The following is a 25,325-nucleotide window of genomic DNA, read 5'->3' on the forward strand; positions in this document are numbered from 1 at the left end:
ACTGCCCGCCTGTTTTGGTCTGATTGCAAGAGAATATCCATGCTGCTTTCTTCACTTACTGCTGTATCACCTGTCGATGGCCGTTATGGCAGTCGCACCGCTGCACTTCGCCCTATTTTCAGTGAGTACGGACTGATCCGTAATCGCGTACTCGTTGAAGTACGCTGGTTACAACGTCTGGCTGCACATCAAGGCATTACTGAAGTTGCACCCTTTTCAGAACAAGCTAATGCCCTGCTTAATCAGTTAGCTGAAAACTTTGAACTCCAGCACGCCGAGCGGGTAAAAGAGTTTGAGCGCACCACTAACCACGACGTCAAGGCGGTGGAGTATCTGCTCAAAGAACAAGCGCAACAATTACCTGAGCTGGCTAAAATCAGTGAATTTATTCACTTTGCTTGCACCAGTGAAGACATTAACAACCTGTCCCACGCGCTGATGTTACGTGAAGGCCGCGATCAAGTGGTGCTGCCACTAATGCAGCAAGTAGCCGATAAGCTACGTGAGCTTGCCCATGAGTTTGCTGAAGTGCCAATGCTGTCACGCACCCATGGCCAGCCGGCCTCTCCCACTACTCTTGGTAAAGAGTTAGCCAACGTAGTGTACCGTCTAGAGCGCCAAATCGAGCAAATTAAAGCCATTCCATTACTTGGTAAAATTAATGGCGCCGTAGGTAACTACAACGCCCACTTATCTGCCTACGCTGATATTGACTGGGAAGCCAATGCCAAAGACTTTATTGAAAATGATTTAGGCCTTAGCTGGAACCCCTACACCACGCAAATCGAACCACACGATTACATCGCAGAGTTGTTTGATGCGGTAGCTCGTTTCAATACTATTTTAATTGACCTCGATCGCGACATTTGGGGCTACATTTCCATCGGTTATTTCAAGCAAAAAACCGTTGCGGGTGAAATTGGCTCATCCACCATGCCACACAAAGTTAACCCGATTGATTTTGAAAACTCTGAGGGTAACCTTGGTATCGCCAACGCTATTTTCCAGCATTTGGCCAGCAAATTACCTGTTTCACGCTGGCAGCGTGACCTCACCGACTCTACGGTACTACGTAACCTAGGCGTTGGTTTTGGCCACAGCATTATTGCCTACGAAGCCACACTAAAAGGTCTGGGTAAACTAGAGTTAAATGCGCCCCGTTTAGCTGAAGATTTAGACAACTGCTGGGAGGTCTTAGCCGAGCCGGTACAAACCGTCATGCGTCGCTACGGTATTGAAAATCCCTATGAAAAGCTCAAAGATTTAACCCGCGGTAAAGGCATTACTCCCGATGCGTTGCTGGCCTTTATTGACACCCTTGAATTGCCAGAACAGGCCAAGCAAGAGTTACGTCAATTAACCCCAAGCAATTACATTGGTAATGCCATCACGCAAGCTAAGCGCATCTAAGTTAGACACATTTTGTGTGCTTAACTCGCTCAAAGTGCCTGATAATGTCAGGCACTTTTTGTTTTAATATCGTCCTAAATTTAGCTGGCTGGAGTTTACCTTGCCCAATTCCCAGATGCCCCTTGAAGTCCTTGGCGGCCTAACCGCGGACGTTTTTTTACGCGATTACTGGCAAAAAAAGCCACTCATCATTCGCCAGGCCTTTCCCAACTTTATAACCCCGCTCGCCTCCGATGAGCTCGCCGGCTTATCCCTAGAGGAAGAACTAGAGTCACGCATTATTATTGAGCATGGCGAAACACCTTGGCAGCTCAAGCATGGGCCCTTTACCGAAACAACCTTTGCTGAACTTCCTGCCAGTCACTGGACGCTATTGGTTCAAGCGGTTGACCAGTTTATTCCTGAAGTGCAAGAAATTTTGCAGCACTTTAACTTTCTGCCCAGCTGGCGAATTGATGATGTCATGATTAGCTTTGCTACAGAAGGCGGCAGTGTGGGGCCACACTACGACAATTACGATGTATTTTTATTGCAAACCGAAGGCCATCGGCGCTGGAAAGTTGGGCAATTTTGTGATCATAGCAGCCCCTTATTAGCACACGACAGCCTACGTTTACTGGCACACTTTGAACAGTCGGAGGAATGGGTGTTAGCGCCCGGCGATATGCTGTATTTACCGCCCTGTTTAGCCCACTGGGGAATTGCCGAAGATAACTGCCAAACCTGGTCAGTGGGTTTTCGCGCACCCAGCGCTGCCGAAGTACTGACCCATTACACCGACTACCTCACACGCTTTATTCCTGATGAAGATCGCTTTAGCGATAGCAATCGCAGCCCCCTGACTGATAGCGCTGAAATTCGCGCCGAAGACTTAGCGCAAGTCAAACGTTTACTGACCGAACATCTCAGTGATGATCGTTTACTACTCAGCTGGTTTGGCCAGTTTATGACTGATCCCAAATACCCCGAGCGCGTGCAAGGCATCGAGATCGACTTAGACTCTTTGCTCGAAGCCCTCCAGCAAGGTGCGCTTTTAGTGCGCAACCCTTCAGCTCGCCTAGCCTGGAGCCAGGTCACACTCGAGGGTGAAACCGGCCTCTTGTTCTTTGTTAGTGGTAATAGCCGCTTATTGTCTGCCAAGTTAGCACAATTGCTGACTTTACTCTGCTCTGCAGATGCGCTTCACTTAGCCAATTTAGCTCCTTGGCTTGAATCCGAGGAAGCCACTACACTGATTGTTGAATTAGTTAAACAAGGCAGTCTGGAGTTTGCCGATGAATGATATCCACGTAAGAATTGCCGATTGGAATCATGACAATGCGGATTTACGCCGTATTCGTGAGAGTGTGTTTCAACAAGAACAAGGTGTACCTGCCGAACAAGAATGGGACAGCGAAGACGATACCGCGACCCACTTTTTAGCTTTTGAAGGCCAGTTTGCTGTGGGAACTGCGCGCTTATTACCAGATGCTAGTATTGGTCGCGTTGCGGTTTTGAAAGACTGGCGCGGTATGCATATTGGCGAGCTGATTATGCAAGCAGTGATTGCCGAAGCCGAGCGCCAAGGTATGCAAGAACAAATTCTCACTGCACAAACCCATGCTACTGCATTTTATGAGCGCTTAGGCTTTAAGGTCACCAGTGAAGAGTTTATTGAAGCGGGCATTCCCCATGTTGAAATGCTTCGTCGCAGTACTCCCTAAGCGCTTTCTGGGCAGCAACTATCGATACCCTTTGAGTGGGCTGCTACTGGGCAGCCTGCTCAGCAGCGCTAGCTTTGCCGCCACCGAACTGGCCCAAGTGCACTAACGCTGCGCGGATGACTTGCATCCCTCTTTGCAAAGCGTTCTTAGTGACCAAGAACGTATTGTTAGTCAGGGTAATCAATTAGAGATTAATAGTCCTACGCCACAATTCGTCAACTGGTGCAGCGACTTGATACGGAACCACAGATGCTGCTGATTAGCATTGATCGCACAGGTATGGCACACAGCGAACAAGACTCGATTAAGCTCGGCGGCAGTTTTTCGGTAGTAGATGGGCATCGGGTTATTATTGACCCTACTGACCAGCGTGAAATTACTCGCCAGAGACAGTACTCGCAACAACAAGGCATTGAGCTAGTGCGCACTCTAGAAGGCAGTGCTTATTAGCCAGCAACAACAGCACCCCACTACCAACACTTACCCAATGGGACTTTGCATCGCTATTCTGGCTACGAACAGAGTTGCTCCCAGCTGCAACTTAGAGTGCAACTGCAAGGACAGTGCACACTCATCAACTTAGACGATCAGCAAATTCAACCCGCAACTAACCATGCACCAAGGCAAACGCAACAGCTTAGCAGTCAGATCACTACAGAATTAGGTCAATGGATTGATTTAGGCAGTCTTTCTAGCATGAGCCAAGAGACTAACCGTGGCCTTACCGCACGCCAACAAGCCCATAGACAGCAGACTTCAGGCATAAAAATTAAAGTTGAGCAACTCAATTAAGTTTTTTGTAGTTTTTGTAGTGGCATAAAAAAAACACTACAAATCGTTTGACGAACGGTCGATTAAAGCGCATCATACCCCTGCTTCTGAGTAAAGAGCAGCTGCAGAGTGCACAGCAGCCTTGAGCTTAAGCTTGTGGCAGCAGGGTGATAACGAGCAACGATTGATTAGTAGATTACCTTAGTAATCGGCCCAGGTAGCGGATCTCAACAACTGTTGACGTAGCAGACCATAATCAGCGCCAACCTCTTCCACAGTCATGCCCTCTGAACCAGAACGCAACCGCGCCACCTAGCATCCACTTTCAAGTTCGGTTGTGCGTGGCAAGTTAACGCTGTACCCAATACTTTTTTTGAAGGATTGACCATGTCAACTTATCAGAACGAAATTAAGGCAATTGCCGCTCTTAAAGATAAAGCCGGTAGCGGCTGGAGTGCGATCAACCCTGAGTACGCTGCTCGTATGCGCATTCAGAACCGTTTCAAAACCGGTTTAGATATCGCCAAATACACTGCAGCCATCATGCGTAAAGATATGGCTGAGTACGATGCCGACTCTTCTGTATACACCCAGTCACTGGGCTGCTGGCACGGTTTCATTGGTCAGCAAAAACTGATCTCCATCAAGAAGCACTTACAAACCACTAACAAGCGCTACCTCTACCTCTCAGGTTGGATGGTTGCTGCTCTGCGTTCAGAGTTTGGTCCACTACCTGACCAATCCATGCACGAGAAAAACTCTGTTGCACACCTGATCGAAGAGCTCTACACCTTCTTACGTCAAGCTGATACCCGTGAACTAGATCTTCTGTTCACTGCGTTAGACAAAGCACGTAAAGCAGGCGACAAAGCTGAAGAAGCTGCGATCTTAAACCAGATCGAAAACTTCGAAACTCACGTAGTACCTATCATTGCTGACATTGATGCTGGTTTCGGTAACGAAGAAGCCACCTACTTAATGGCTAAGCAAATGATCGAAGCAGGTGCTGCAGCGATTCAGATCGAAAACCAAGTATCTGACGAGAAGCAGTGTGGTCACCAAGACGGTAAAGTAACCGTTCCACACGCTGACTTCCTAGCTAAAATCAACGCTGTACGTTACGCGTTCCTAGAATTAGGCGTTGACGACGGTGTAATCGTTGCCCGTACTGACTCCTTAGGCGCTGGCTTAACCAAGCAAATCGCAGTAACTAACGAGCCAGGCGACTTAGGCGACCAGTACAACAGCTTCCTAGATGGCGACTACATCAATGATGCTAGCGAAATCGAGAACGGCGACGTTGTAATCAAATCTAACGGTAAACTGCTGAAGCCTAAGCGCTTAGCCAGCGGCTTATTCCAGTTCCGCGAAGGCACCGGTTTTGACCGCGTTGTTCTAGACTGCGTAACTTCTCTACAAAACGGTGCAGACTTACTCTGGATCGAAACCGAGAAGCCACACGTTGGTCAGATCGCTGAAATGGTTAACGAAATCCGTAAGACTGTTCCAGACGCTAAGCTGGTGTACAACAACAGCCCATCGTTCAACTGGACACTGAACTTCCGTCAGCAAGTATTTGATGACTGGGCAGCAGAAGGTAAAGACGTATCAGCTTACGATCGTGACCGCTTAATGAGCGCTGACTACGACGGTACTGAGCTGTGCGACGAAGCCGATGCACGCATCCAGAGCTTCCAGAAAGATGCTTCACGTGAAGCAGGTATCTTCCACCACTTAATTACCCTGCCGACCTACCACACGGCAGCACTGTCCACTGACAACCTAGCTAAAGGTTACTTCGGTGAGCAAGGTATGCTGGCTTACGTTGAAGGCGTACAGCGTAAAGAAATCCGCCAAGGTATTGCGTGCGTACGTCACCAAAACATGGCTGGTTCTGACATCGGTGATACTCACAAAGAGTACTTCTCTGGTGACGCAGCGCTGAAAGCAAGCGGTGAAGACAACACCATGAATCAGTTCGATAACGTTTAATCGCTATCACTGATTAGTCAGGCTTACCACTGACACAAAAAACCCCAGCAACGTGCTGGGGTTTTTTATTGGCCTCAAAACGCTAAGCCTAAACTTTGCTGCGCTCGCTCGGCCTCCGTGCGCCGGCGACAATTTTTTCTACCGCTTTAGCCGCAGCAGCCATACCAAAAGTAGCTGTCACCATCATCACCGCACCAAACCCGCCGGCACAATCAAGCTTAACCCCTTCACCTACAAACTGCTTGCTCTGACACACTCCACCATCAGGTTTGGGGTATTTCAGCTGCTCTGTTGAAAACACACAAGGCACGGAGTAATGCCTGCCGGGCGTGCGCGAGAAATTATAATCACGGCGCAACAACCCTCGCACCTTGGCTGCCAATGGGTCATTAAAGGTTTTATTTAAATCAGTGACTTGAATCTGGGTTGGATCAATCTGTCCACCTGCCCCGCCAGTAGTGACTAATTGAATTTTTCGACGCTTGCACCAAGCAATCAATGCCGCTTTGGCAGCCACACTATCAATGGCATCAACCACAAAATCTAAATCTTCAGTGATGTACTCTGCCATGGTCTCGCGGGTTACAAAATCAGGCACCGCATGCACAATACAGGCCGGATTAATTTGCCAAATACGCTCAGCGACTACCTCAACTTTTAATTGCCCCACGGTGCTCTCTAAGGCGGGCATTTGCCGGTTAATGTTTGTCACACAGACATCATCCAAGTCAAATAACGACAACTCGCCCACGCCACTGCGCGCCAAAGCTTCTGCCACCCACGATCCTACGCCACCTATTCCAACCACTGCGACATGGGCTGCCTGCAAGCGTGCTAGACCCTGCTTACCGTATAAGCGCTCAATACCACCAAAGCGTTGCTCTATCATGCTCAATTCACCCAGTAATTTTTGGCTATTGTACCCAATTCAACTGACGCAGTAAGGGTAATGCCTGCCTAAAGCTGGCCGGTTAGCGCTTCAAGCTATGTTAAGATAGCGGCACTAATTGTTTGACTGGTCGAGATACAGCAATGAAATTTGTCCACCAACGTGAAGAGCTTAAAGAAGGTGATACCGTCGTTATTACCTGCTCCCAACCCTGCAATATTCGCTTAATGAATGATGCTAACTTTCGCAGCTTTAAAAACGGCGGTCGTCACAGCTACCATGGCGGCCTGTTTGATCGCTTTCCAGCTCGGATTAAGATCCCCAAGGACGGCGCTTGGAATATCACCTTAGATACTGCCAATCGCCGAGCGATCAGTGTCACACGCAAGATTAACTTTACCCACAGCATTAAGATTATTCGGCAAAAATAATGACTCAGCGCCTGCCTCCGCTTATTTGCCCTCTGTGCCGCACACCGCTTAAGCCTCATCTCAATAGCTTAAGGTGTGAGCAGCAGCACAACTTTGACCGCGCTAAACAGGGCTATTACCATCTACTGCCGGTCCAGCATAAAAAAAGCCGTGAGCCAGGCGACAATCAAGCGATGGTTGAAGCACGCCGCCGGTTTCTCGGGCAGCAGTTTTACCTACCGATTGCCGAGCAGCTTAGTCAGGCAGCGCAACAGATAGCCCCTAACCACTGGCTCGATATCGGTTGCGGCGAAGGTTTCTACACCCAACACTTAGGCCGGCAGCTAAGCCATAGCCAAGGCATAGGTTTGGATATCTCTAAAGAAGCAGTTAAGCACGCCAGCAGCAAGCATTCGCCAATCACTTGGCTGGTGTCTAGTATGAATAATCTTCCCGTTGCCGATCAGTCAATAGCGCTAATCACTAGCTTATTTAGCCCGCTCGACTGGCAAGAGTGTGCACGAGTACTCGCGCCCAACGGGCAAGTACTTAAAGTTAGTCCGGCTAGCCAGCATTTAATTGAGCTACGCCAACAACTCTATGCGCAAGTGCATGCATATGACGACAATAAGCATGCCCAAGAAGCGCCTAAGACATTTAACCTAAGTCGCAGCGAGTACCTCAGTTTCAGCCTTGAACTGCCCACTGCTCAAGATCGCGCAGACTTACTGGCCATGACGCCCCATGGCTGGCGAGCAGCTGAAGAAAAGCGCCAACACTTTATTAATCATCCACAAACGGTCACAGTTGCAGTACGCTTTGACTGGTTTTCACTTAGTTGAGGGACAGAGGATGCGCCAGCCAGATATCGAAATCTACCTTAAAGACTGCGACCTAGAGGCTGTTAGTCACTGGCTTAGCACAGCCTTGGCAGCTACCCCCCACTGGCTGACGAAAGGGCAAATCAGCCAAGCGCTGATCGCGCAACTGCCTGTTACTTGGTTTAAACATGCGGTAGGCAAATGGAACAGCCTATTAATTGAAAGCGCTGATAGCCCTTGGGCCACTGATTTAGACTGCGCTCAAGCCGCTTACGCCACACTTGGGGTTGAGGTTCGTTGCTCTTTAGGCGGCTGGCAAGAAAGCCAAGGCGAAGCTGATGCTGATCAGTGGCTGAAAGTGAATGCCGAGGGCGTGACCGAATTTACCTGGCGAATTTAAGAACAATTCACGACATAAAAGCTCTTGAGCTTTGATAGAAAAGAGTCAAAAAAGGCCATCATAATGATGGCCTTTAATTTGCTAAGTGAACCAGCTAAGGATTAATCAACCCAAACCCGCGCATTGCGGAACATCCGTAACCAAGCGCCATCCTCTTGCCACTCCTCAGGGTGCCAAGAGTTTTGCACCGCACGGAATACCCGCTCAGGGTGCGGCATCATAATGGTTGCACGTCCGTCACGGCTGGTTAAGCCAGTAATACCACGCGCCGAGCCGTTAGGGTTAGCAGGGAAAGCTTCCGTTACTTTGCCGTAGTTATCCACATAACGTAAGCCCACACAGCCTGATAAATCAGACTCAAGCAATGCTTCTTGGCTTGGGTATTCCACTTGCCCTTCACCATGGGCAACCACTACTGGTAAACGCGATCCGGCCATTCCTTGCAGGAAGATTGATGGCGACTCTTGCACTTCAACCATGGCTACCCGTGCTTCAAACTGCTCGGAGCGGTTACGCACAAAGCGTGGCCAGAATTCTGCCCCAGGAATCAGCTCTTGAAGGTTAGACAGCATTTGACAACCATTACATACGCCTAAGGTAAAGCTATCGGCCCGCTCAAAGAAAGCAGCAAAGTTATCGCGCGCTTTGTTATTAAACAGAATCGATTTAGACCAGCCACCGCCAGCCCCTAAAACGTCACCGTAAGAGAAGCCACCACAAGCAGCTAAGCCTTTAAAGCTCGCCAAATCAATGCGACCTGCCAGAATGTCGCTCATATGTACGTCAACAGCTGCAAAGCCTGCCTTATCAAAGGCAGCAGCCATTTCCACATGGCCATTCACACCCTGCTCACGCAACACAGCTACTTTAGGACGCACACCTTTATTGATGTATGGCGCAGCAATATTTTGGTTGATATCAAATGTTACTTTGGCCGACAAGCCAGGATCTTGCTCGTCTAATAGCGCATCAAACTCTTGCTCAGCACATTCTTCGTTGTCCCGTAAGCGCTGAATCTGGTAACTGGTTTCAGTCCAGATACGCTGTAAAATACGACGCTCACCAACAAATAAGTCATTGCCAGCAAAGCTAATGCGTACTTGGCCACCGGTTACCGGCTGCCCAATAGGCTTAACGCAATCAGCTAAACCATTTTGCTCAAACATAGCCAATACCGCTGCACGGTCAGCTTGAGCAATTTGAATCACTGCTCCTAACTCTTCGTTAAATAACGCTGCCATGGTATCGTCTGCAGAAGAGCACAACTCATCCAGCGTGAGCTGTAAACCACAATGACCGGCAAACGCCATTTCAATCGCAGCAGCGGCTAATCCACCATCTGAACGGTCATGGTAAGCCAGTAATTTGCCTTGTTGATTTAACGCTTGGATTGAGTCAAAGAATCCTTTGAGATCGGCAGCCCGATCAACGTCTGGTACGCTTTGACCTACTTGGCTATACACCTGCGCCAAAATAGAAGCCCCCATCCGATTTTGCCCGCGGCCCAAATCAATCAGTAGAAGTTCGCTAGCGCCTTTGTCTAAACGCAGCTCTGGAGTCAAGGTACGACGCACATCTTGAACCGGTGCAAAGCCTGTAATCACCAGCGATAACGGTGAAATTACTGCTTTGTCTTCGCCTTGCTCTTGCCAGTTGGTTTGCATCGACATCGAGTCTTTACCCACTGGAATGGTAATACCAAGCTCAGGGCAAAGCTCCATACCCACCGCTTTAACGGTTTCGTATAAACGTACATCTTCGCCCGGGTGCCCAGCTGCCGCCATCCAGTTCGCGGATAAACGAATATCAGACACCTTAGCGATAGCGGCTGCGGCTAAGTTAGTGACCGCTTCACCAACCGCCATACGACCAGATGCAGGCGCATCTAATACGGCCAATGGTGTACGCTCACCCATCGCCATGGCTTCACCAGTGTATACATCAAAACTGGTGGCAGTCACAGCACAATCTGCCACTGGTACTTGCCACGGTCCCACAAACTGATCACGGGCGACAAGTCCAGTCACAGAACGATCACCAATGGTGATTAAGAATTTTTTGCTAGCCACGGCTGGATGACGTAAAACACGTTCAATCGCCTCTTGCATAGGCGCTGCAGCGGCGGAGAAATCATCGCCGATCTCAGCTTCACGGGTAACCGAACGATGCATCCGTGGTGCTTTACCTAATAAGACCTCCAGCGGCATGTCCACTGGCTTATTATTAAAATGACTGTCTTCTACGGTGAGCTGGCGTTCTTCAGTGGCCTCACCTACTACGGCAAACGGGCAACGTTCACGCTCACAGATCTCAGTAAAGAGCGCCAAATCTTTGGCATCAACCGACAATACATAACGCTCTTGGGATTCGTTACACCAAATCTCAAGCGGGCTCATACCTGGCTCATCATTAGGAATATTGCGTAAGTTAAATACGCCACCGCGTCCCGCATCATTCACCAACTCAGGGAAAGCGTTAGATAAACCGCCGGCACCCACGTCGTGAATAAATTTAATCGGGTTGTTCTCCCCCATTTGCCAGCAGCGATCGATCACTTCTTGGCAGCGACGCTCCATTTCTGGGTTATCCCGTTGCACCGAAGCAAAATCTAAGTCAGCCGAGCTACTACCGGTTGCCATGGAGGAAGCAGCACCGCCACCTAAACCAATCAGCATCGCAGGACCACCCAGCACAATCAGCTTGCCACCAACGGAGATTTCGTCTTTCTGAACGTGATCTTCACGGATATTCCCCATACCACCAGCCAACATAATCGGCTTGTGGTAACCCCGCACTTCTTCACCGCGTGGGGTATTAATGCTTTGCTCAAAGGTACGGAAATAACCGGTTAACGCAGGACGACCAAACTCGTTGTTAAACGCCGCGCCACCTAAAGGACCTTCTAGCATGATATCCAGCGGCGTTACGATACGCTCTGGCTTACCGTAGGCTTTTTCCCACGGCTGCTCAAACCCTGGAATATTTAAGTTAGAAACAGTAAATCCGGTTAAACCCGCTTTCGGTTTAGCACCGCGACCGGTCGCTCCTTCGTCACGGATTTCACCACCAGAACCGGTTGATGCGCCAGGGAAAGGCGCAATCGCCGTGGGGTGGTTGTGGGTTTCCACCTTCATCAAAATATGCACGGGCTGTTCAATCGCCGCATATTCTTTAGTGGCAGGATTAGGATAGAAACGACCGGCAGTAAACCCTTCCATTACTGCCGCGTTATCTTTATACGCTGACAGCACACCTTCACTGTTCATTTGATAGGTGTTTTTAATCATTGCAAACAGGGATTTTTCTTGGGCTTCGCCATCAATATCCCAGCTGGCATTAAAGATTTTATGGCGGCAGTGCTCTGAGTTTGCTTGGGCAAACATCATGAGTTCAACATCATTAGGATTGCGGCCTAACTTAGTAAAGCTTTCGACTAAGTAATCAATTTCATCTTCAGCTAACGCAAGGCCTAAACTAATATTTGCCGCAACTAATGCCTCACGCCCTTCAGTCAATACCGGCACCGAACTCATTGGCTTCGGCTGTGCATGGTTAAATAGCGCCGAGGCTTCTTCCATCGCGCCGAGTACCAGCTCGGTCATCCGATCATGCAAGCTAGCGGCTAATTGTTGGGCGTCGGCATCGGATAACTCACCCGCCACGTAGTAGGCAATCCCGCGCTCAATTCGCTCAATCTTGGCCAAACCACAGTTTTGTGCGATATCTGTTGCCTTACTTGACCACGGAGAAATCGTGCCAAAACGTGGCACCACTAGAAATAAACGGCCTGCGGGCTCTTGCTGAGCAACGGTTGGACCGTACTGCAAAAGACGGCTAAGGGTTTGCCCTTCTTCACTGCTTAATGCCGAAGATACTTCTACAAAGTGAGCAAACTCGGCATACAAACCAGTAACAGCAGGAACTTTTTGGGTTAATTGCTCGAGCAATTTTCCGTGTCGAAACGGGGAAAGAGCGGGTGCGCCGCGCAAAATCAGCATCGTTGTGACAGCCTCTAACGAGTGAGTGCAAAATGACTGGCTATTCTAGTCAGCATCCACTGATTTAGCCATTCAAATTCAGGTATTGGTCAGAATGAAATCATGAAAAACCAGCCAAAGAGTGCAGTCAATTAAGCCACAAGACCTTGTGTTTTAATCTAAAGTACAACTTAACCGCGAATAATTACTCTTTGAATGTTCTTCTTAAGATTCAGTATACTGCGCCAATGTTACCACAAGCCTTGCGCCGCTACGCGCTCTTCTACGTAATTTTCCTAGGCTTACTGCTGTTAAGTCTGGCCAGCTGTTCACGCCCTGAGCCCACGTTACTTGAGCACGTTTTACGCTCTGGCGAATTGCATATTATTACCCGAAACAGTCCTGCCACCTATTTTCAAGACCGCAACGGTGAAACTGGCTTTGAATACGAACTGGCCAATCAGTTTGCCAAGCATCTTGGTGTGCGCTTAAAAGTTGAAACGGTAGACAACTTAGATGAGCTGTATCAACGCTTAGCCAGTGAACAGTCTGGCACCCCCATTCTCGCGGCCGCCGGATTGGTAAAAACCCAGCTCCGTAGCGATCAAGTGATGTATTCCAATGGTTATCTTGAAGTCAAACCTCAGATTATTTATCGTCAAGGCGCTGAGCGACCCAAAAATGTTGCACAGCTGATCGGTAAAAAAATCACTGTTTTACAAGGCGGCTACCATGCCGAAATTATGCGTGATCAACAGCACCAACATCCTGAGCTGACATTTAATCAATCGGATAAAGTGGAAATTGTTGATCTATTACGCTTAGTCAATGAGCGCAAAATTGATGCCACCCTAGTTAGTTCTAATGAGCTGGCCATTAACCAAGTGTATTTTTCAGAAGTACGGGTGGCCTTTACCCTAAAGCCGTTTCAGCAACAGGTGTGGGCTATGGCTAAGTCAGAAGATACTAGCCTGCTGGCTGCAGCGAACGAGTTTCTGAGCCTAGAGAGCACCAAGGAGCTGCTGCAGCAACTTGAAGAGCGTTACTACGGCCATTTAGATACGCTTGGCTATGTAGGCGCTTATACTTTTGCCCGTCATTTGAAACAGCGCTTGCCCAGTTTTGAGCGTTTCTTTAAGCAAGCAGCCAAAGAGCTAGAGCTGGATTGGCGCTTACTCGCAGCCATGGGTTATCAAGAGTCACACTGGCAGCCAGAAGCCACCTCAAAAACCGGCGTGCGCGGCCTAATGATGCTGACCTTGCCAACCGCTAAAGAAATGGGGGTCACCGACCGCCTTGACCCCAAACAGAGTATTTTTGGCGGTGCGCGCTACATCAAAAAAATCATTCAAGACTTGCCCGCAGGCATCCATGAAGACGATCGTATTTGGTTTGCCCTAGCTGCCTATAACGTAGGTATGGGGCACCTCTATGATGCGCGTGGATTAGCCCGCCAAGAAGGCCTCGACCCTGACCGCTGGTTAGATGTTAAGCAAATGCTCCCTCGTCTTGCGGAAAAAAAATGGTACAGCCAAACCCGTCATGGCTATGCCCGTGGCGGTGAGCCTGTTCATTTTGTAAATAACATCCGCCGTTATTACGACATCCTCACGTGGTCAACTCAACCTCAACCTGAAAACAGCACCCTAAATACTCAGCAACTGCATACGCCTGCAATTAAACAGTAATCTCAAGGCCCTTAGTTAACCTGGGCTCTTTGTTGGACGATTGCTCGGCTAATGGCTGATTGGCGGCTGCTTGTTTAATGAACATAGCCTGCTGCACAAATTGCAGCATACACAGTGCAATTAACTCGCCATCATGCCCTTTAGCATAAGACGCTAGCGCTGCAGCGAGCTGAGTCGGCGTATAACGCTCGCGGCGAGTTGCCAATAAGCCTTTAGCAAAGGCTGGAGTAAACTCAGGATGCCCTTGAAAACACAGAACCTGATGCCTGATATAAAACGCTGCATAGGGACAAAACTCGCTACTTAATAACAGCTCTGCTTGGCTAGGCAGTTGTTGCACCTGATCTTGATGGCTGACCAACAAGCGTACCTGTTGTAACTGGGGACTCCACCAACTAGGTCTGGCTTGCAATTGATAAGGGTGACTACCAATTCCCCAACCTTGGCTAGCGCGCGCACTGACACCACCTAACGCTAAAGCAATTAATTGGTGGCCAAAACAAATACCTAATAAGACTTTTGACTGCTGATAAGCCTGCTGTACATAGGCTCGTAGTTGTTGCACCCAAGCTTCATCAGAAAAAGAATCGGCTTTACTGCCAGTAATTAAATAGGCGTCAAATGCAGCTTCAGCCTCTGGGTACTGGCCCTGCGACACATCAAACACCTGAAAGGAAAGCGTTGTTGATGGAACCAACTGCTTAGCGGCCTTGGTTAAGAGGTGCTGAAACATATTTCCATAACTGAGATAGTCTGCTTGCAGATTGGGATGAATCGTATCTGCCTGCAAAATAGCAATGCGCATCTATTTTTCACTCATACAGGGTTCAGTAAAAACTACAAAGCCCGACTCTAGCATCTAGAATCAGGCTTTGTTAGTGCAGTAAAGCGTAGCTATCTGCTCAGGTTGGGTTTACTGCTGTTCTTCCGCTAAGAAGAACCAAGTATCCAACACCGAGTCAGGATTTAGCGAGACGCTGGCAATTCCCTGTTCCATCAACCAACGAGCTAAGTCGGGATGATCAGAAGGTCCTTGGCCGCAAATTCCGATGTACTTACCCGCCTTATTACAAGCTTGGATCGCCATCGATAATAGTTTTTTCACCGCTGGGTTACGCTCATCAAATAAGTGCGCAATGATTCCAGAGTCGCGATCTAAGCCTAACGCCAGCTGGGTCATATCGTTGGAACCAATGGAGAAACCATCGAAGAAGGCTAAAAACTCTTCCGCTAAGAGTGCGTTTGAAGGCAATTCGCACATCATAATCACTCGTAAACCATTCTCGCCGCGCTTTAAGCCATACTCGGCAAGCAAATCAATCACTTGTGAGGCTTCGCCTAGCGTACGCACGAATGGCACCATTAACTCAACGTTGGTTAAGCCCATTTCATCGCGCACACGCTTCATCGCTCGGCATTCCAGCTCAAAGCAATCACGGAAAGAGTCGCTGATATAGCGCGAAGCGCCACGAAAACCGAGCATCGGGTTTTCTTCTTCCGGCTCGTACAGTTTGCCACCAATTAAGTTGGCATACTCATTGGACTTAAAGTCTGACAGACGCACAATAACTTTCTTTGGCCAAAAAGCAGCGGCTAACGTACTGACACCTTCAACCAATTTGTCAACATAGAAATCAACGGGACTAGCATAGCCGGCGGTGCGTTTTTCAATACTGTCTTTAATGTCTGGCGCTAGCGTCTCAAAATTAAGCAAGGCTTTAGGGTGTACGCCAATCATGCGGTTAATAATAAACTCTAAACGCGCTAAGCCAACCCCCTCATTAGGCAGCTGGGCAAAATCAAATGCTCGATCAGGATTACCAACGTTCATCATAATATCGAACGGAATATCCGGCATGGCATCAACCGAATTAGTACGCACGTCAAAACCAAGCTGTCCCTCGAAGACAAAGCCGGTATCCCCCTCAGCGCAGGACACCGTCACTCCTTGGCCATCAACTAATAAGTCGGTGGCATTACCGCAACCAACCACCGCCGGAATACCTAGTTCACGGGCAATAATCGCCGCGTGACAAGTGCGCCCACCGCGGTTAGTTACAATCGCGCTGGCGCGCTTCATTACCGGCTCCCAATCAGGATCGGTCATATCAGAAACCAGCACATCACCTGGCTGAACTTTTTCCATTTCCGCAATATCACGGATCACACGTACCGGACCTGCGCCAATTCGCTGCCCAATGGCACGTCCTTCAACCAGAATTTTACCGGTTTCTTTAAGCAGGTAACGCTCCATCACATTGATATTGCTGCGACTTTTTACTGTTTCAGGACGCGCCTGAACAATATATAGCTGGCCATCATCACCATCTTTAGCCCACTCAATATCCATTGGGCAACCGTAGTGCTGCTCAATAATCATCGCCTGCTTAGCAAGGTTTTCAACTTCCGCATCAGATAAAGCAAAGCGTGCGCGCTCAGCGGCATCCACTTCAACGGTTTTCACTGACTTACCGGCGGCCGCTTCTTCGCCATAAATCATTTTGATCGCTTTACTGCCTAAATTACGGCGTAAGATAGCTGGACGGCCTGCTGTCAGGGTTGGTTTATGCACATAAAACTCATCTGGGTTTACTGCCCCCTGAACTACAGTTTCACCTAAACCATAAGCGCCGGTAATAAATACCACATCACGAAAGCCCGACTCAGTATCTAAGGTAAACATTACCCCAGCGGTGCCAGTTTCAGAGCGCACCATACGCTGCACGCCTGCTGAGAGTGCTACTTCTTTGTGATCAAAACCTTGGTGCACGCGATAGGAAATAGCGCGGTCATTAAATAGCGAGGCAAATACCTCTTTCGCTGCGCGAATTACGTTATCTACGCCACGAATATTTAAAAAAGTTTCTTGCTGCCCAGCAAAGGATGCATCGGGCAAATCTTCTGCAGTAGCTGAGGAGCGAACCGCCACCGCCATATTTTGATTGCCATTGGCCATTTTTTCAAAAGCCGCCCGAATATCCGCCTCTAACTGCGCGGGAAACTCGGCTTCCATAATCCACTGTCTTATCTGCTTACCCGCTTCAGCCAAAGCAGTGACATCATCTACATCCAGCTGATCTAGCAACTCATGGATCCGCTGATCTAATTGATTCTGCTCAATAAAGTCACGATACGCTTGTGCTGTCGTAGCAAAACCACCGGGAACAGATACACCTGCGCCAGCTAAATTACTGATCATTTCGCCAAGGGAAGCATTTTTACCCCCTACACGCTCAACGTCATGATTGCCGAGTTCTTCGAGGGGAATTACGTATTCAACCAAGGTGATGTCTCCACTTCTGTGTAAGTCAGACCAGACAAAATGGCGCAGCTACTGGTCTTGTTTAGGGAAAATAGGTCACAATACTGCCGACTACTGCCCGGCAAGCTGGGCCATAATAGCTGAGAAACGTTCCCAACTTAAGGCTAAAGCTCATGAAACGCACCGCTTTTTTTATTTCCGACGGCACAGGCATCACGGCTGAAACCCTTGGACAAAGCTTACTTGCACAGTTTGGCAATATTGAATTTCGCCGCCTGACTCGTCCCTATATCGATAGCGTCGAAAAAGCTCAGGCCATGGTACAGCAAATTAATGCGGTCGCAGAAGCAGAAAGTATGCGACCAATTGTCTTCGATACCATCGTTAATAACGAGATTCGCGACATTTTAGCCGGTGCCAATGCCTTTAAAGTGGATATTTTTTCATCCTTTTTATCCCCGTTAGAAGCCGAGCTTAATGCCAGCTCATCTTACTCAGTGGGCAAATCCCATGCGATTACCCACACCAATAACTACATGGAACGCATTGAAGCGGTTAACTTCGCCCTAGATAACGATGATGGCGCTAGAACCAGACACTACAACAGTGCTGATATCATTCTTCTTGGCGTATCACGTTGCGGTAAAACCCCTACCTGCTTATATATGGCGATGCAGTATGGAATTCGCGCAGCTAACTATCCGTTTACCGAAGAAGATATGGAGCGTTTAGTGTTGTCACCGGCGCTGCGGGATAATAAAGATAAGCTGTTTGGCCTAACCATTGATCCTGATCGCTTGGCGGCAATACGCCATGAGCGTAAACCCAATAGCCGCTATGCAAGCTATGCCCAGTGTGAGTTTGAAGTACGTGAGGTAGAAAAACTGTTTCAGCGCGAAGGGATTAACTTTATTAATACCACCCAGTTTTCGGTGGAAGAGATTTCAGCCAAAATCTTAGTCGAAAAAGGCATTGAACGGCGCTTTAAGTAATCTTTAAAGCCTAAGAGTGGTAAGTCGAACTTGGTTAAAGTCCGACTTACCCTACTCTCCAAACTTCACTGTACGAAGCTTCTATAACGGCTTATTGCCGCGGATCACCCGTAATAAAATGATAATGACAGCAATAACCAATAATATATGAATAAAGCCGCCAATCGTGTAGGAAGACACTAATCCTAAAACCCAGAGAACTAGCAATATCAACGCAATAGTATAAAGCATGATGCATATCCTTCTCTTGCTGTTAAGTCATCATTTGCCCTAAGCAAACTGTTAGTATTTTGATCTTGCACACTTATCTAGAGAAGCTGGCCACTTATTTAGTTCAGTAAAAAACCGCTCTGTACTACTTATCGTTAAATATTCAGCATAAAAAAAGCCGCTGCCAGTCAGCTGGCAACGGCTTAGGTTAAACTGCCATTACGCTAATCTTCCCATTGATCCTCAGCATAAGAAAATACCGGTAAAGACCACTGATACTTGATCGCGGCTAGACGCATACTTAAACCAAAGGCAAAAGAAACCAATAAATTGAGGTTTTCATTTACCCCATAGGCACGCATCACCAAGTACAAAATTGCCACTAAAAAGGACACACTAGCATACAGCTCGTGGCGCAAGACTTGAGGCGTGCGGTTACACATAATATCACGCAAAATCCCGCCAAAAATCCCCGTGGTGATTCCTGCCATGATCACCACTGGCGTTGGATAATCTAAGCGCAGCGCAACATCACAACCAATAATGGTAAAAGCCACCAGTCCCATGGCATCCACCAATAAAAACACCCGATTCAGCCGATGCATAAAACGAGCAATAAGCATGGTTAGCAAGCCTGCACCAATGGTGAGATAAATATAAATGGGGTGCTGGGTCCAGGTCACTGGAAAATTCCCCAGCAACATATCGCGCACTGTACCACCGCCTAAGGCGGTTAAGAACGCAATTAACGCCACACCGAATAAATCCATATTACGGCGACCCGCGGCTAAAGCTCCAGACATGGCTTCAGCAGTAATAGCAATCATAAAGATATAGCTAAGCACACAGACACTCCTGCGAGAAATGCGCCTCCCCCTCTGTCCTGTGTACCTGAGAGTTTATGCTGCTCGCCCATCACGGATAAGTCAGAGTCAGCTTGCCCCTTCGGTGGATGCTGCTTTGCCAAGCAAAGCCATCGCTCTCCAGTTGGCGATCATAAATTGTGTTGCAGTACATGGGCCTGAGCGTTTATGGGAGTTTGCGCCTTCGGCGGAGGATTAGCCTCTCTCTCCTGCAAGGCGCGCATTATACAAAAAAAATGCTCACTGCACAGCTCTAGCCTCTAGCAACTTAACTGATTGGATTAAGGGTAGTCGCTAACCACTGCTGTAAAATTCGCTGCTGTTGCGGCTCATAACTTTGCAAAGCCACTTCTAGCCCTTGCTTTTGTAAGGTTTGAACAAAAGGCGCCAACTCAAGGCCATCCACATGCCAAATACCTAAGGGTTGATCAGCTGTTACCACTACAGCACGCCCAACAATATAGTTATGCTCTAGCACCGGTTGCTCTCGCACTTGAATTTGTTCAAGCCTAACCTGCTGATGCATAACTTCAGTATCTGGCCATTGCCGACGCGCTTGCCAAAAGGGCTGCTCGAGCCAACGCTGCTCCATTTGATAAAAGTCTCGGCCTAAACGAGCAAAGCGCATAAACAAGTTCTCTACCCGGGTTTGATGAAACTGTTGTGCTAACTGCTGATTCTCTGGCCGTTGCAATAGGGTATGGATCACTGCCGGTGCTTGTAAGGCTGAAGATAATGACTGAAAAATGCCATTGCCTGACAAAGGATCCACCGCCATCGCTGCATCACCAATGCGGATCCAGCGCTCACCTACGGCAGCCTGACTTAAGGTTGAAGTACTACTGCGTGCATGTAAGTCAATTTGCTCAATACTTGGCTGATCGGCAAAAAACTGCTGTGAAACACTACAGGCTGCACGGCGCTGAGCACAATAGTCGATCAATTGCTGCTTGCTAGGTAAATTCGCACTGGCAACATCTAACGTCAGCTGCCAATAACAGCGGCCATCTGCTAGCTGCGCCATCCAGCTCCAACCATCAGCTAGGCTAGTGACTGTAGTTTTAGGCGGTGCGCTTTGTCCTTGCCAGCGATTTAATAAACTAATGGTTTCTGGTCCCCGCAGCCCTTTACCCGAAGCAGGCGCTTGGCGACCTCTGGCTTCTACTAAAAAATCTGCACTGAGCCTTTGTCCATCTTTAAGCTGGATCTGAAACCCCGCCTCATGTGCCACCACCTTAATTGCGCTTTGCTCAATGACCTTAATACCTGCCTGCCTGAGTTGGGCTATTAGTGTAGCATCAAATAACGGTCGATCGAGCAAAAATTCTTGATTCTGTGCACTACTATCACCATTCCAACTGACTTGACGCAAACAGGCTTGGTTAACACTGGCCAGTGCTAATTCCAAGCCTGCTTGTTTTAATCCATGCAACACACGCTCTGAGACACCTTCCACCGCAGCAAAACTACGGGCGCTTGTGACTACCGTGACCGTATAGCCTAAGCGCTGCAAGCCCAGTGCGCACACTGTGCCTGCTGGCCCTGCCCCTAAAACGACAATCTGTTGCATGCTAACCTCTATGCGTTGCTCTGAATTAACTTAGATTATCCTCTAAAACTGCGTCATAAATAGCAACTGGCTATACAGGTTGCGCTTGTTGTCTTTTAACTGAGCTCCGCCTTGACTAACATCTTTTTTCGGCTTGTATAACCCCATTACCGGAATAATCGATAAGTGTTGATTGACGTCCCACTGCGCATAAATATCAAACTCGCTACCTGATAAATCACCTTGTTTTTTATCGAGTGTATTAAATTTAAAAGCCAATGCGCCCAAGGTCAGATCCTCTCGTGGCTGAGCTGTTACCCCCACATGATGCACCTTGGTATTGCTATTAAATGGTCCAGCATAGTTAGCTGCTACTTCACCTTGGAACCAAGTACCAAAACCCGTACTTAAACCATAAAATAGTGGGTCAAACCCTTTGGAAAAACGACTATAACGATAGGTTGCCGTAGGCTGCCAAGGGGTATCGGCAAACGTCCAGCTAGCTTGGGTAAACCAAGCATTTTCTTTATCGCCGCTACGCTTTTTCTGCCGAGCATACTCGGCCGATAAATCAAGGTTATCAACGCCAAAGCTACTATTACCACGTAAGCTGTAGACCTTCATACCTTTCCGCTCGAGCTGAAACTCATCGGCGTACTCTTTATCGACATCCTTTCCTTTAATGTAGGTGGCGCCAATCGTCCCCATTGCCCCTACATGCTCAAGGTTAGCCACATGCAAAGCGGTTTTTGCCTGGGCCTTGTTTTCTGACTTTAAGTACATCAGATCGCCGCGCCAGCCTGTTTCACCGCCAAGGCGAATAATACCGGTGCGCGCAAAGTTATTGCGTGGTGCTAAATAATAGGCACCTCCACGATCTAAAACACCATCGGCAATTTGGTTCCCCATATTGACCGGGTCACCATGAATTAAAAATCCACTGCCAACTGAAGCAAACTGTCGTCCGGCAGAAATATCCAGCCCATTCTCGCCCAATGCTGAAATAAGCTGGCCCGATTTCCAGCGGGCCCAGCCCTCTTCGATCCGAGTGTGTCGCTCCGAACCATCGGTTAAACCAGCGGCATCGCCATTACCCCAAGTCCCCGAGCTGACCCAAGCCAAGCCTGCACTCAACTCAGAATCATCCACCAGTTTTTGCCCTGCACTAAAGCCATACTTAAGATAGCCTTCGCGCCAGCTCGTACTTTGCTCTTTAGTCTCGGGGTTGACTGCTGCATAACTACGCTGGCTGTGAAACAGCCCAAAAGCAGCCGACACATCTAGGTTTAAGTAACGTGCATCATCTTGATAAAGTTCATAGGCTTGCGCACTAGAAGTGGCAGCGATCGCTAATGTGATGGCGCAAGAAAGCACCGAGCGCTTAGTCATAAAGACACTCCTAAAAGATTATTGTTGTTGTTTAGGAAAGGTGTAGGTGCTGACTGATGTCAGCACCTACCGAGTCGCACTTAACGAATAAAGGTCTGTGCTGTCGTAATCGCCATATCACCACCTGGCAAGGTGATGCTGCCAATTTTCTCTAGCGTGTCTGGGTTATGGATACTGATGTCATTCAAGGTACCCACCAGATAAATTTTATCGGCTTTATCGTTAAAGGTAATGCAATAGTAAGTGTGATCTAGCTCTTGAGCTTTCAAAAGCTTCTCATTTTTGATGTCGTACTTAGTTAAACGGTTAAGTACCGCAAACATCGTATTATCATCTTTAGGATCACGGTAACCAGTGAAGTAAATTTCTTCGGCTACAGCAAAGTCTTTGGTTTCTGTTTTACCAGTCGCCAAGTTGACGTTGTAGAAGCCGTACTTCACATCAGCGGTTTCAGGATCTTGCTTCTCATCTTTAAACTTAGGTGCAGTATATAAAATACTGAAGTCGCGAGTTTTTTGCTGGTGTGGCCAGAAATATAAAACATCCGGTGCACCATAGTTTTCACGCTTCCAGTTACGCACTGGAATGGCCACTTCATATTTACCCGTTTGCACATCAACTTTATAGATATCAGGACCGGCTACATATAAAGAACCATCATCAGCGGCCTGCATGGTATAGAGCTGGCGCGGCATCGGGAACTGACGAATAGGCTTCGCTTTGGTTCCGCCATTAGCGTCATATACAAATAAACGCGACTGTTGCACTTCATAGTGATCGCTAAATTTCAGCACTGGGTTGTTGGCAACATACACCTCTTTGCCATCAACACTAACCGCAAACGAGAACATAGAACGCGCATCTTCGTTCGACTGCTGCGCAAACTTAGCGCGGAATTCAATCTCACAGTTATCCACGTTAAAGCCAAACACTTCACTGAACCCATTACCTAACACATAGGCGCGGGTTTTGTCTGGGCTCATTACTACGGTGCCTGGGCCAAACTTACCTGGGATCTTACAGGTTTTATAGAGCTTATCCTCTTTAGCATCAATGATATGCAAGTTATCTGGGTAGTTAGATACCGCTAAATACTCGCTACCCTTAGCTAAAGGTTTGCTTTCATTGAACGCAAAGGCACTTACGCTGCTTAAACATAGCGCGGTTAATGTTGCGCCTAACCACATTTTTTTATTATTCATAACCTTTCCTCATTGGCAGCAAACATTAAACATCTTCAGGGAAAATTGTCTGCAAGTTGCGCCAGTCAGTTGCAGAGTCAGCCGCGTCTTTGTTCCAGTTTGGGTGCGTGCTCATAATGTCGGGGAGCTGTGCTGGCCACCAGCAAGGATCCGCGCAACCGTATAGGTCAGCTTCCATTGGCTGACACAGAGAGCTAATGCCGCCAAAGGCATCGACTTCCCAACCTGGGTCAACGGTTGCTGTACAGCCAGCGACAATGCTCATCGCTAAAACTTCGTCTTGACGATTTTCAGCAACAGCTTCGGTAAGGTGTTGTGCTTTATTATTGATCGGCTTTAAGTGTTTCATAATTAATGCCCCTTGCGTGGAGTGATGTAGGTGTCAATAAAGGCAGGGTTTTTCGCCATAATGCGGCTATAAACCTCGATACCAAAATCCACCCAGTCACGCATTAGTTCGCAATAGTGATAGGTCGGGTGTGTTGGGTCGCCATAGCGAGCATAACTTTCGTGATAGCAGCCGCCTGAGCAAAGGTTACGAATCCGACAGGTTTGACAGCCAGTATTAGTACGATCTAAACGCGCTGACAAAAAGTCATTGAGCTCGACTTGTTTCACCCCTTGGTTCAAGACGTTGCCAAAAGTTGGCATTTCAGAACCAGTAAAGCGGTGACACAGGTTTAACTCGCCCTTATGATCAACAGCCAGCATTTTCAAACCAGCGCCGCAGGGCAATAGTTTTTTATGCCCTTCGTGAATGTCTGTAATCATCTGGTGCAGGTTGGAGAAGCCAATATTTTCATGACGCAAGGCCGCATCTAAATAGCGACGACCTAAAGCCTTCATATTGGCAAACACCTGCTCTACTTCTTCGCCTGATAAGTTAAAGCTGCTGATGTCTCCAGTAGTTACTGGAGCAAAGCCTACTTCAGCAAAGCCCACTTCATTAAATAAGTGGTCCCAGATGGTTTCTACATCCGTTATGCCTTTGGTTAAGGTTACACGAGCGCCCACCGGGCGACTGTTATAACGGGCCAATAGCATATCGGCTTTGCGACGCACCACATCGTAAGTACCCTGACCACCCACCGTGATCCGATTACGGTCATGCACCGTTTTAGGTCCATCAATACTGATCGATAAACCAAAGCGGTGAGCATTTAAGTAATCCACGATTTCTTCGGTAAGCAAGGTCGCGTTGGTCGTCATCACAAAGTCTACGCCTTTGCCGAGTGCGCCCAAACGCCGCTCACAGTAGTCAACCATGTGTTCGATTAACGGACGATTACTTAAGGGCTCACCACCAAAGAACACCACGGTATAACGCGGCTCATCCGGTGACTCCTTAAGCAACATCTCAACCGAAGCTTCTGCTGTTTCTGCACCCATTTTTTTGCCAGCCGAAGGCTTATCTAAGTCTTCTTTATAGCAATAAGTACAGCTCAGATTGCAGCCGGTATTGACGTTTAAAACCACAGTATTCAGTGCGGTTTTCTCAACCCGTTTATTTCGAATTTCAGGCGTTAGCGGCCTGCCATCGCTGACTACTTCTAAAGCAATTAACTCTTCTAATGTTTGTTTGACATCTTGCGAGTTAAAACGCCCAGCTAAGCGGGTTTGTAATTCTTGCTCAGAACACTCGCCCTGACGCAAGCTGGCAATCACTCCCGAAGTAATTTCATCGCTGGCAAACAATGAACTACTGGGAATATGAAACAGCATGCGCGTAGCGTCTACCTGCACTTCATGCAGGTTGTGCTCCACTAAGTTTAATCTCGCACCCATGACTTCACCCTT

The 25,325-nt window shown here is 48.1% G+C and carries 22 protein-coding genes and 2 riboswitches; of the genes, 11 read left to right on the forward strand and 11 right to left on the reverse strand.

Annotated features, from left to right (window positions below; genetic code table 11):
* The first annotated feature begins 39 nt into the window (after positions 1–39).
* The 6 genes from purB to AKN87_RS05260 all read left to right on the forward strand — a co-directional run bounded on the left by purB (position 40) and on the right by AKN87_RS05260 (position 5,876).
* On the forward strand, positions 40–1,410 hold the full coding sequence (purB, locus tag AKN87_RS05235) for an adenylosuccinate lyase (RefSeq protein WP_053102703.1): 1,371 nt from the start codon (positions 40–42) through the stop codon (positions 1,408–1,410).
* Positions 1,411–1,525: 115 nt separating this feature from the next.
* Positions 1,526–2,692 carry a ribosomal protein uL16 3-hydroxylase gene (locus tag AKN87_RS05240; RefSeq protein WP_053100063.1) on the forward strand — a complete coding sequence of 389 codons (1,167 nt, stop codon included), beginning with the start codon at positions 1,526–1,528 and terminating at the stop codon, positions 2,690–2,692.
* A complete protein-coding gene (locus tag AKN87_RS05245; protein WP_053100064.1) occupies positions 2,685–3,113 on the forward strand; it encodes a GNAT family N-acetyltransferase in 429 nt (142 codons plus the stop codon). Before AKN87_RS05240 ends, AKN87_RS05245 begins: the two co-directional genes overlap by 8 nt.
* Before the next feature lie 249 nt (positions 3,114–3,362).
* Positions 3,363–3,563 (forward strand): hypothetical protein, encoded by a 201-nt coding sequence (locus AKN87_RS05250; RefSeq protein WP_053102704.1) that lies wholly within the window; start codon positions 3,363–3,365, stop codon positions 3,561–3,563.
* Between the two features lie 96 nt (positions 3,564–3,659).
* Entirely contained in the window at positions 3,660–3,905 is a 246-nt protein-coding gene (locus AKN87_RS05255) for a hypothetical protein (protein WP_053102705.1), read from the forward strand.
* A gap of 366 nt (positions 3,906–4,271) precedes the next feature.
* The gene (locus AKN87_RS05260) at positions 4,272–5,876 is read left to right on the forward strand and encodes an isocitrate lyase (RefSeq protein ID WP_053102706.1); all 1,605 of its coding nucleotides are present in this window, start codon (positions 4,272–4,274) and stop codon (positions 5,874–5,876) included.
* 88 nt (positions 5,877–5,964) lie between these two features.
* Here AKN87_RS05260 and tcdA read toward each other — a convergent pair whose 3' ends face one another.
* Complete coding sequence (gene tcdA, locus AKN87_RS05265) at positions 5,965–6,771, reverse strand: tRNA cyclic N6-threonylcarbamoyladenosine(37) synthase TcdA (RefSeq protein ID WP_053102707.1); 807 nt, start codon at positions 6,769–6,771, stop codon at positions 5,965–5,967.
* Positions 6,772–6,908: 137 nt separating this feature from the next.
* On the opposite strand from tcdA, the gene AKN87_RS05270 reads away from it, so the two are divergent.
* Genes AKN87_RS05270 through AKN87_RS05280 form a run of 3 tightly spaced genes read left to right on the forward strand, consistent with a single transcriptional unit; the run spans position 6,909 to position 8,396 of the window.
* Positions 6,909–7,196, forward strand: coding sequence for a DUF1883 domain-containing protein (locus tag AKN87_RS05270; RefSeq protein ID WP_053100069.1), 288 nt, complete (start codon positions 6,909–6,911; stop codon positions 7,194–7,196).
* Positions 7,196–8,017 carry a putative RNA methyltransferase gene (locus tag AKN87_RS05275; protein ID WP_053102708.1) on the forward strand — a complete coding sequence of 274 codons (822 nt, stop codon included), beginning with the start codon at positions 7,196–7,198 and terminating at the stop codon, positions 8,015–8,017. The genes AKN87_RS05270 and AKN87_RS05275 overlap by 1 nt, the downstream gene beginning before the upstream one ends.
* Before the next feature lie 10 nt (positions 8,018–8,027).
* On the forward strand, positions 8,028–8,396 hold the full coding sequence (locus tag AKN87_RS05280; protein ID WP_053102709.1) for a hypothetical protein: 369 nt from the start codon (positions 8,028–8,030) through the stop codon (positions 8,394–8,396).
* A 101-nt stretch (positions 8,397–8,497) separates the two neighbouring features.
* Here AKN87_RS05280 and purL read toward each other — a convergent pair whose 3' ends face one another.
* A complete protein-coding gene (gene purL, locus AKN87_RS05285) occupies positions 8,498–12,394 on the reverse strand; it encodes a phosphoribosylformylglycinamidine synthase (RefSeq protein WP_053102710.1) in 3,897 nt (1,298 codons plus the stop codon).
* A 227-nt stretch (positions 12,395–12,621) separates the two neighbouring features.
* On the opposite strand from purL, the gene mltF reads away from it, so the two are divergent.
* Positions 12,622–14,061 (forward strand): membrane-bound lytic murein transglycosylase MltF, encoded by a 1,440-nt coding sequence (gene mltF, locus AKN87_RS05290; RefSeq protein WP_053102711.1) that lies wholly within the window; start codon positions 12,622–12,624, stop codon positions 14,059–14,061.
* Here mltF and AKN87_RS05295 read toward each other — a convergent pair.
* Both AKN87_RS05295 and ppsA read right to left on the reverse strand, forming a co-directional pair.
* Positions 14,051–14,866, reverse strand: coding sequence for a glutamine amidotransferase-related protein (locus tag AKN87_RS05295; protein WP_053102712.1), 816 nt, complete (start codon positions 14,864–14,866; stop codon positions 14,051–14,053). The two genes, mltF and AKN87_RS05295, sit on opposite strands and share 11 nt — an antisense overlap.
* A 108-nt stretch (positions 14,867–14,974) precedes the next feature.
* A complete protein-coding gene (ppsA, locus tag AKN87_RS05300; protein ID WP_053102713.1) occupies positions 14,975–17,344 on the reverse strand; it encodes a phosphoenolpyruvate synthase in 2,370 nt (789 codons plus the stop codon).
* A 152-nt stretch (positions 17,345–17,496) separates the two neighbouring features.
* On the opposite strand from ppsA, the gene ppsR reads away from it, so the two are divergent.
* A complete protein-coding gene (ppsR, locus tag AKN87_RS05305; RefSeq protein ID WP_053102714.1) occupies positions 17,497–18,315 on the forward strand; it encodes a posphoenolpyruvate synthetase regulatory kinase/phosphorylase PpsR in 819 nt (272 codons plus the stop codon).
* A gap of 81 nt (positions 18,316–18,396) precedes the next feature.
* Here ppsR and AKN87_RS12225 read toward each other — a convergent pair whose 3' ends face one another.
* The 7 genes from AKN87_RS12225 to peaB all read right to left on the reverse strand — a co-directional run bounded on the left by AKN87_RS12225 (position 18,397) and on the right by peaB (position 25,313).
* The gene (locus AKN87_RS12225) at positions 18,397–18,546 is read right to left on the reverse strand and encodes a lmo0937 family membrane protein (protein WP_148561491.1); all 150 of its coding nucleotides are present in this window, start codon (positions 18,544–18,546) and stop codon (positions 18,397–18,399) included.
* 203 nt (positions 18,547–18,749) lie between these two features.
* A complete protein-coding gene (locus tag AKN87_RS05310; protein WP_199532726.1) occupies positions 18,750–19,352 on the reverse strand; it encodes a trimeric intracellular cation channel family protein in 603 nt (200 codons plus the stop codon).
* Between the two features lie 41 nt (positions 19,353–19,393).
* Positions 19,394–19,522, reverse strand: a riboswitch (glycine riboswitch).
* Between the two features lie 2 nt (positions 19,523–19,524).
* Positions 19,525–19,610, reverse strand: a riboswitch (glycine riboswitch).
* 46 nt (positions 19,611–19,656) lie between these two features.
* Positions 19,657–20,958, reverse strand: a complete 1,302-nt coding sequence (gene qhpG / locus AKN87_RS05315; RefSeq protein ID WP_053102715.1) for a flavin-dependent monooxygenase QhpG — start codon at positions 20,956–20,958, stop codon at positions 19,657–19,659.
* A 42-nt stretch (positions 20,959–21,000) separates the two neighbouring features.
* Complete coding sequence (locus tag AKN87_RS05320; protein ID WP_053100080.1) at positions 21,001–22,326, reverse strand: alginate export family protein; 1,326 nt, start codon at positions 22,324–22,326, stop codon at positions 21,001–21,003.
* Positions 22,327–22,406: 80 nt separating this feature from the next.
* Positions 22,407–23,528 (reverse strand): quinohemoprotein amine dehydrogenase subunit beta, encoded by a 1,122-nt coding sequence (gene peaD / locus AKN87_RS05325; RefSeq protein WP_053100082.1) that lies wholly within the window; start codon positions 23,526–23,528, stop codon positions 22,407–22,409.
* A 25-nt stretch (positions 23,529–23,553) separates the two neighbouring features.
* Positions 23,554–23,877: a quinohemoprotein amine dehydrogenase subunit gamma gene (gene qhpC, locus AKN87_RS05330; protein ID WP_053100083.1), complete on the reverse strand. Its 324-nt coding sequence runs from the start codon at positions 23,875–23,877 to the stop codon at positions 23,554–23,556.
* Positions 23,878–23,879: 2 nt separating this feature from the next.
* Positions 23,880–25,313: a quinohemoprotein amine dehydrogenase maturation protein gene (gene peaB, locus AKN87_RS05335; protein WP_053100084.1), complete on the reverse strand. Its 1,434-nt coding sequence runs from the start codon at positions 25,311–25,313 to the stop codon at positions 23,880–23,882.
* Between the last annotated feature and the right edge of the window lie 12 nt (positions 25,314–25,325).

The organism is Thiopseudomonas alkaliphila (genome assembly GCF_001267175.1).
Classification (GTDB): domain Bacteria; phylum Pseudomonadota; class Gammaproteobacteria; order Pseudomonadales; family Pseudomonadaceae; genus Oblitimonas; species Oblitimonas alkaliphila.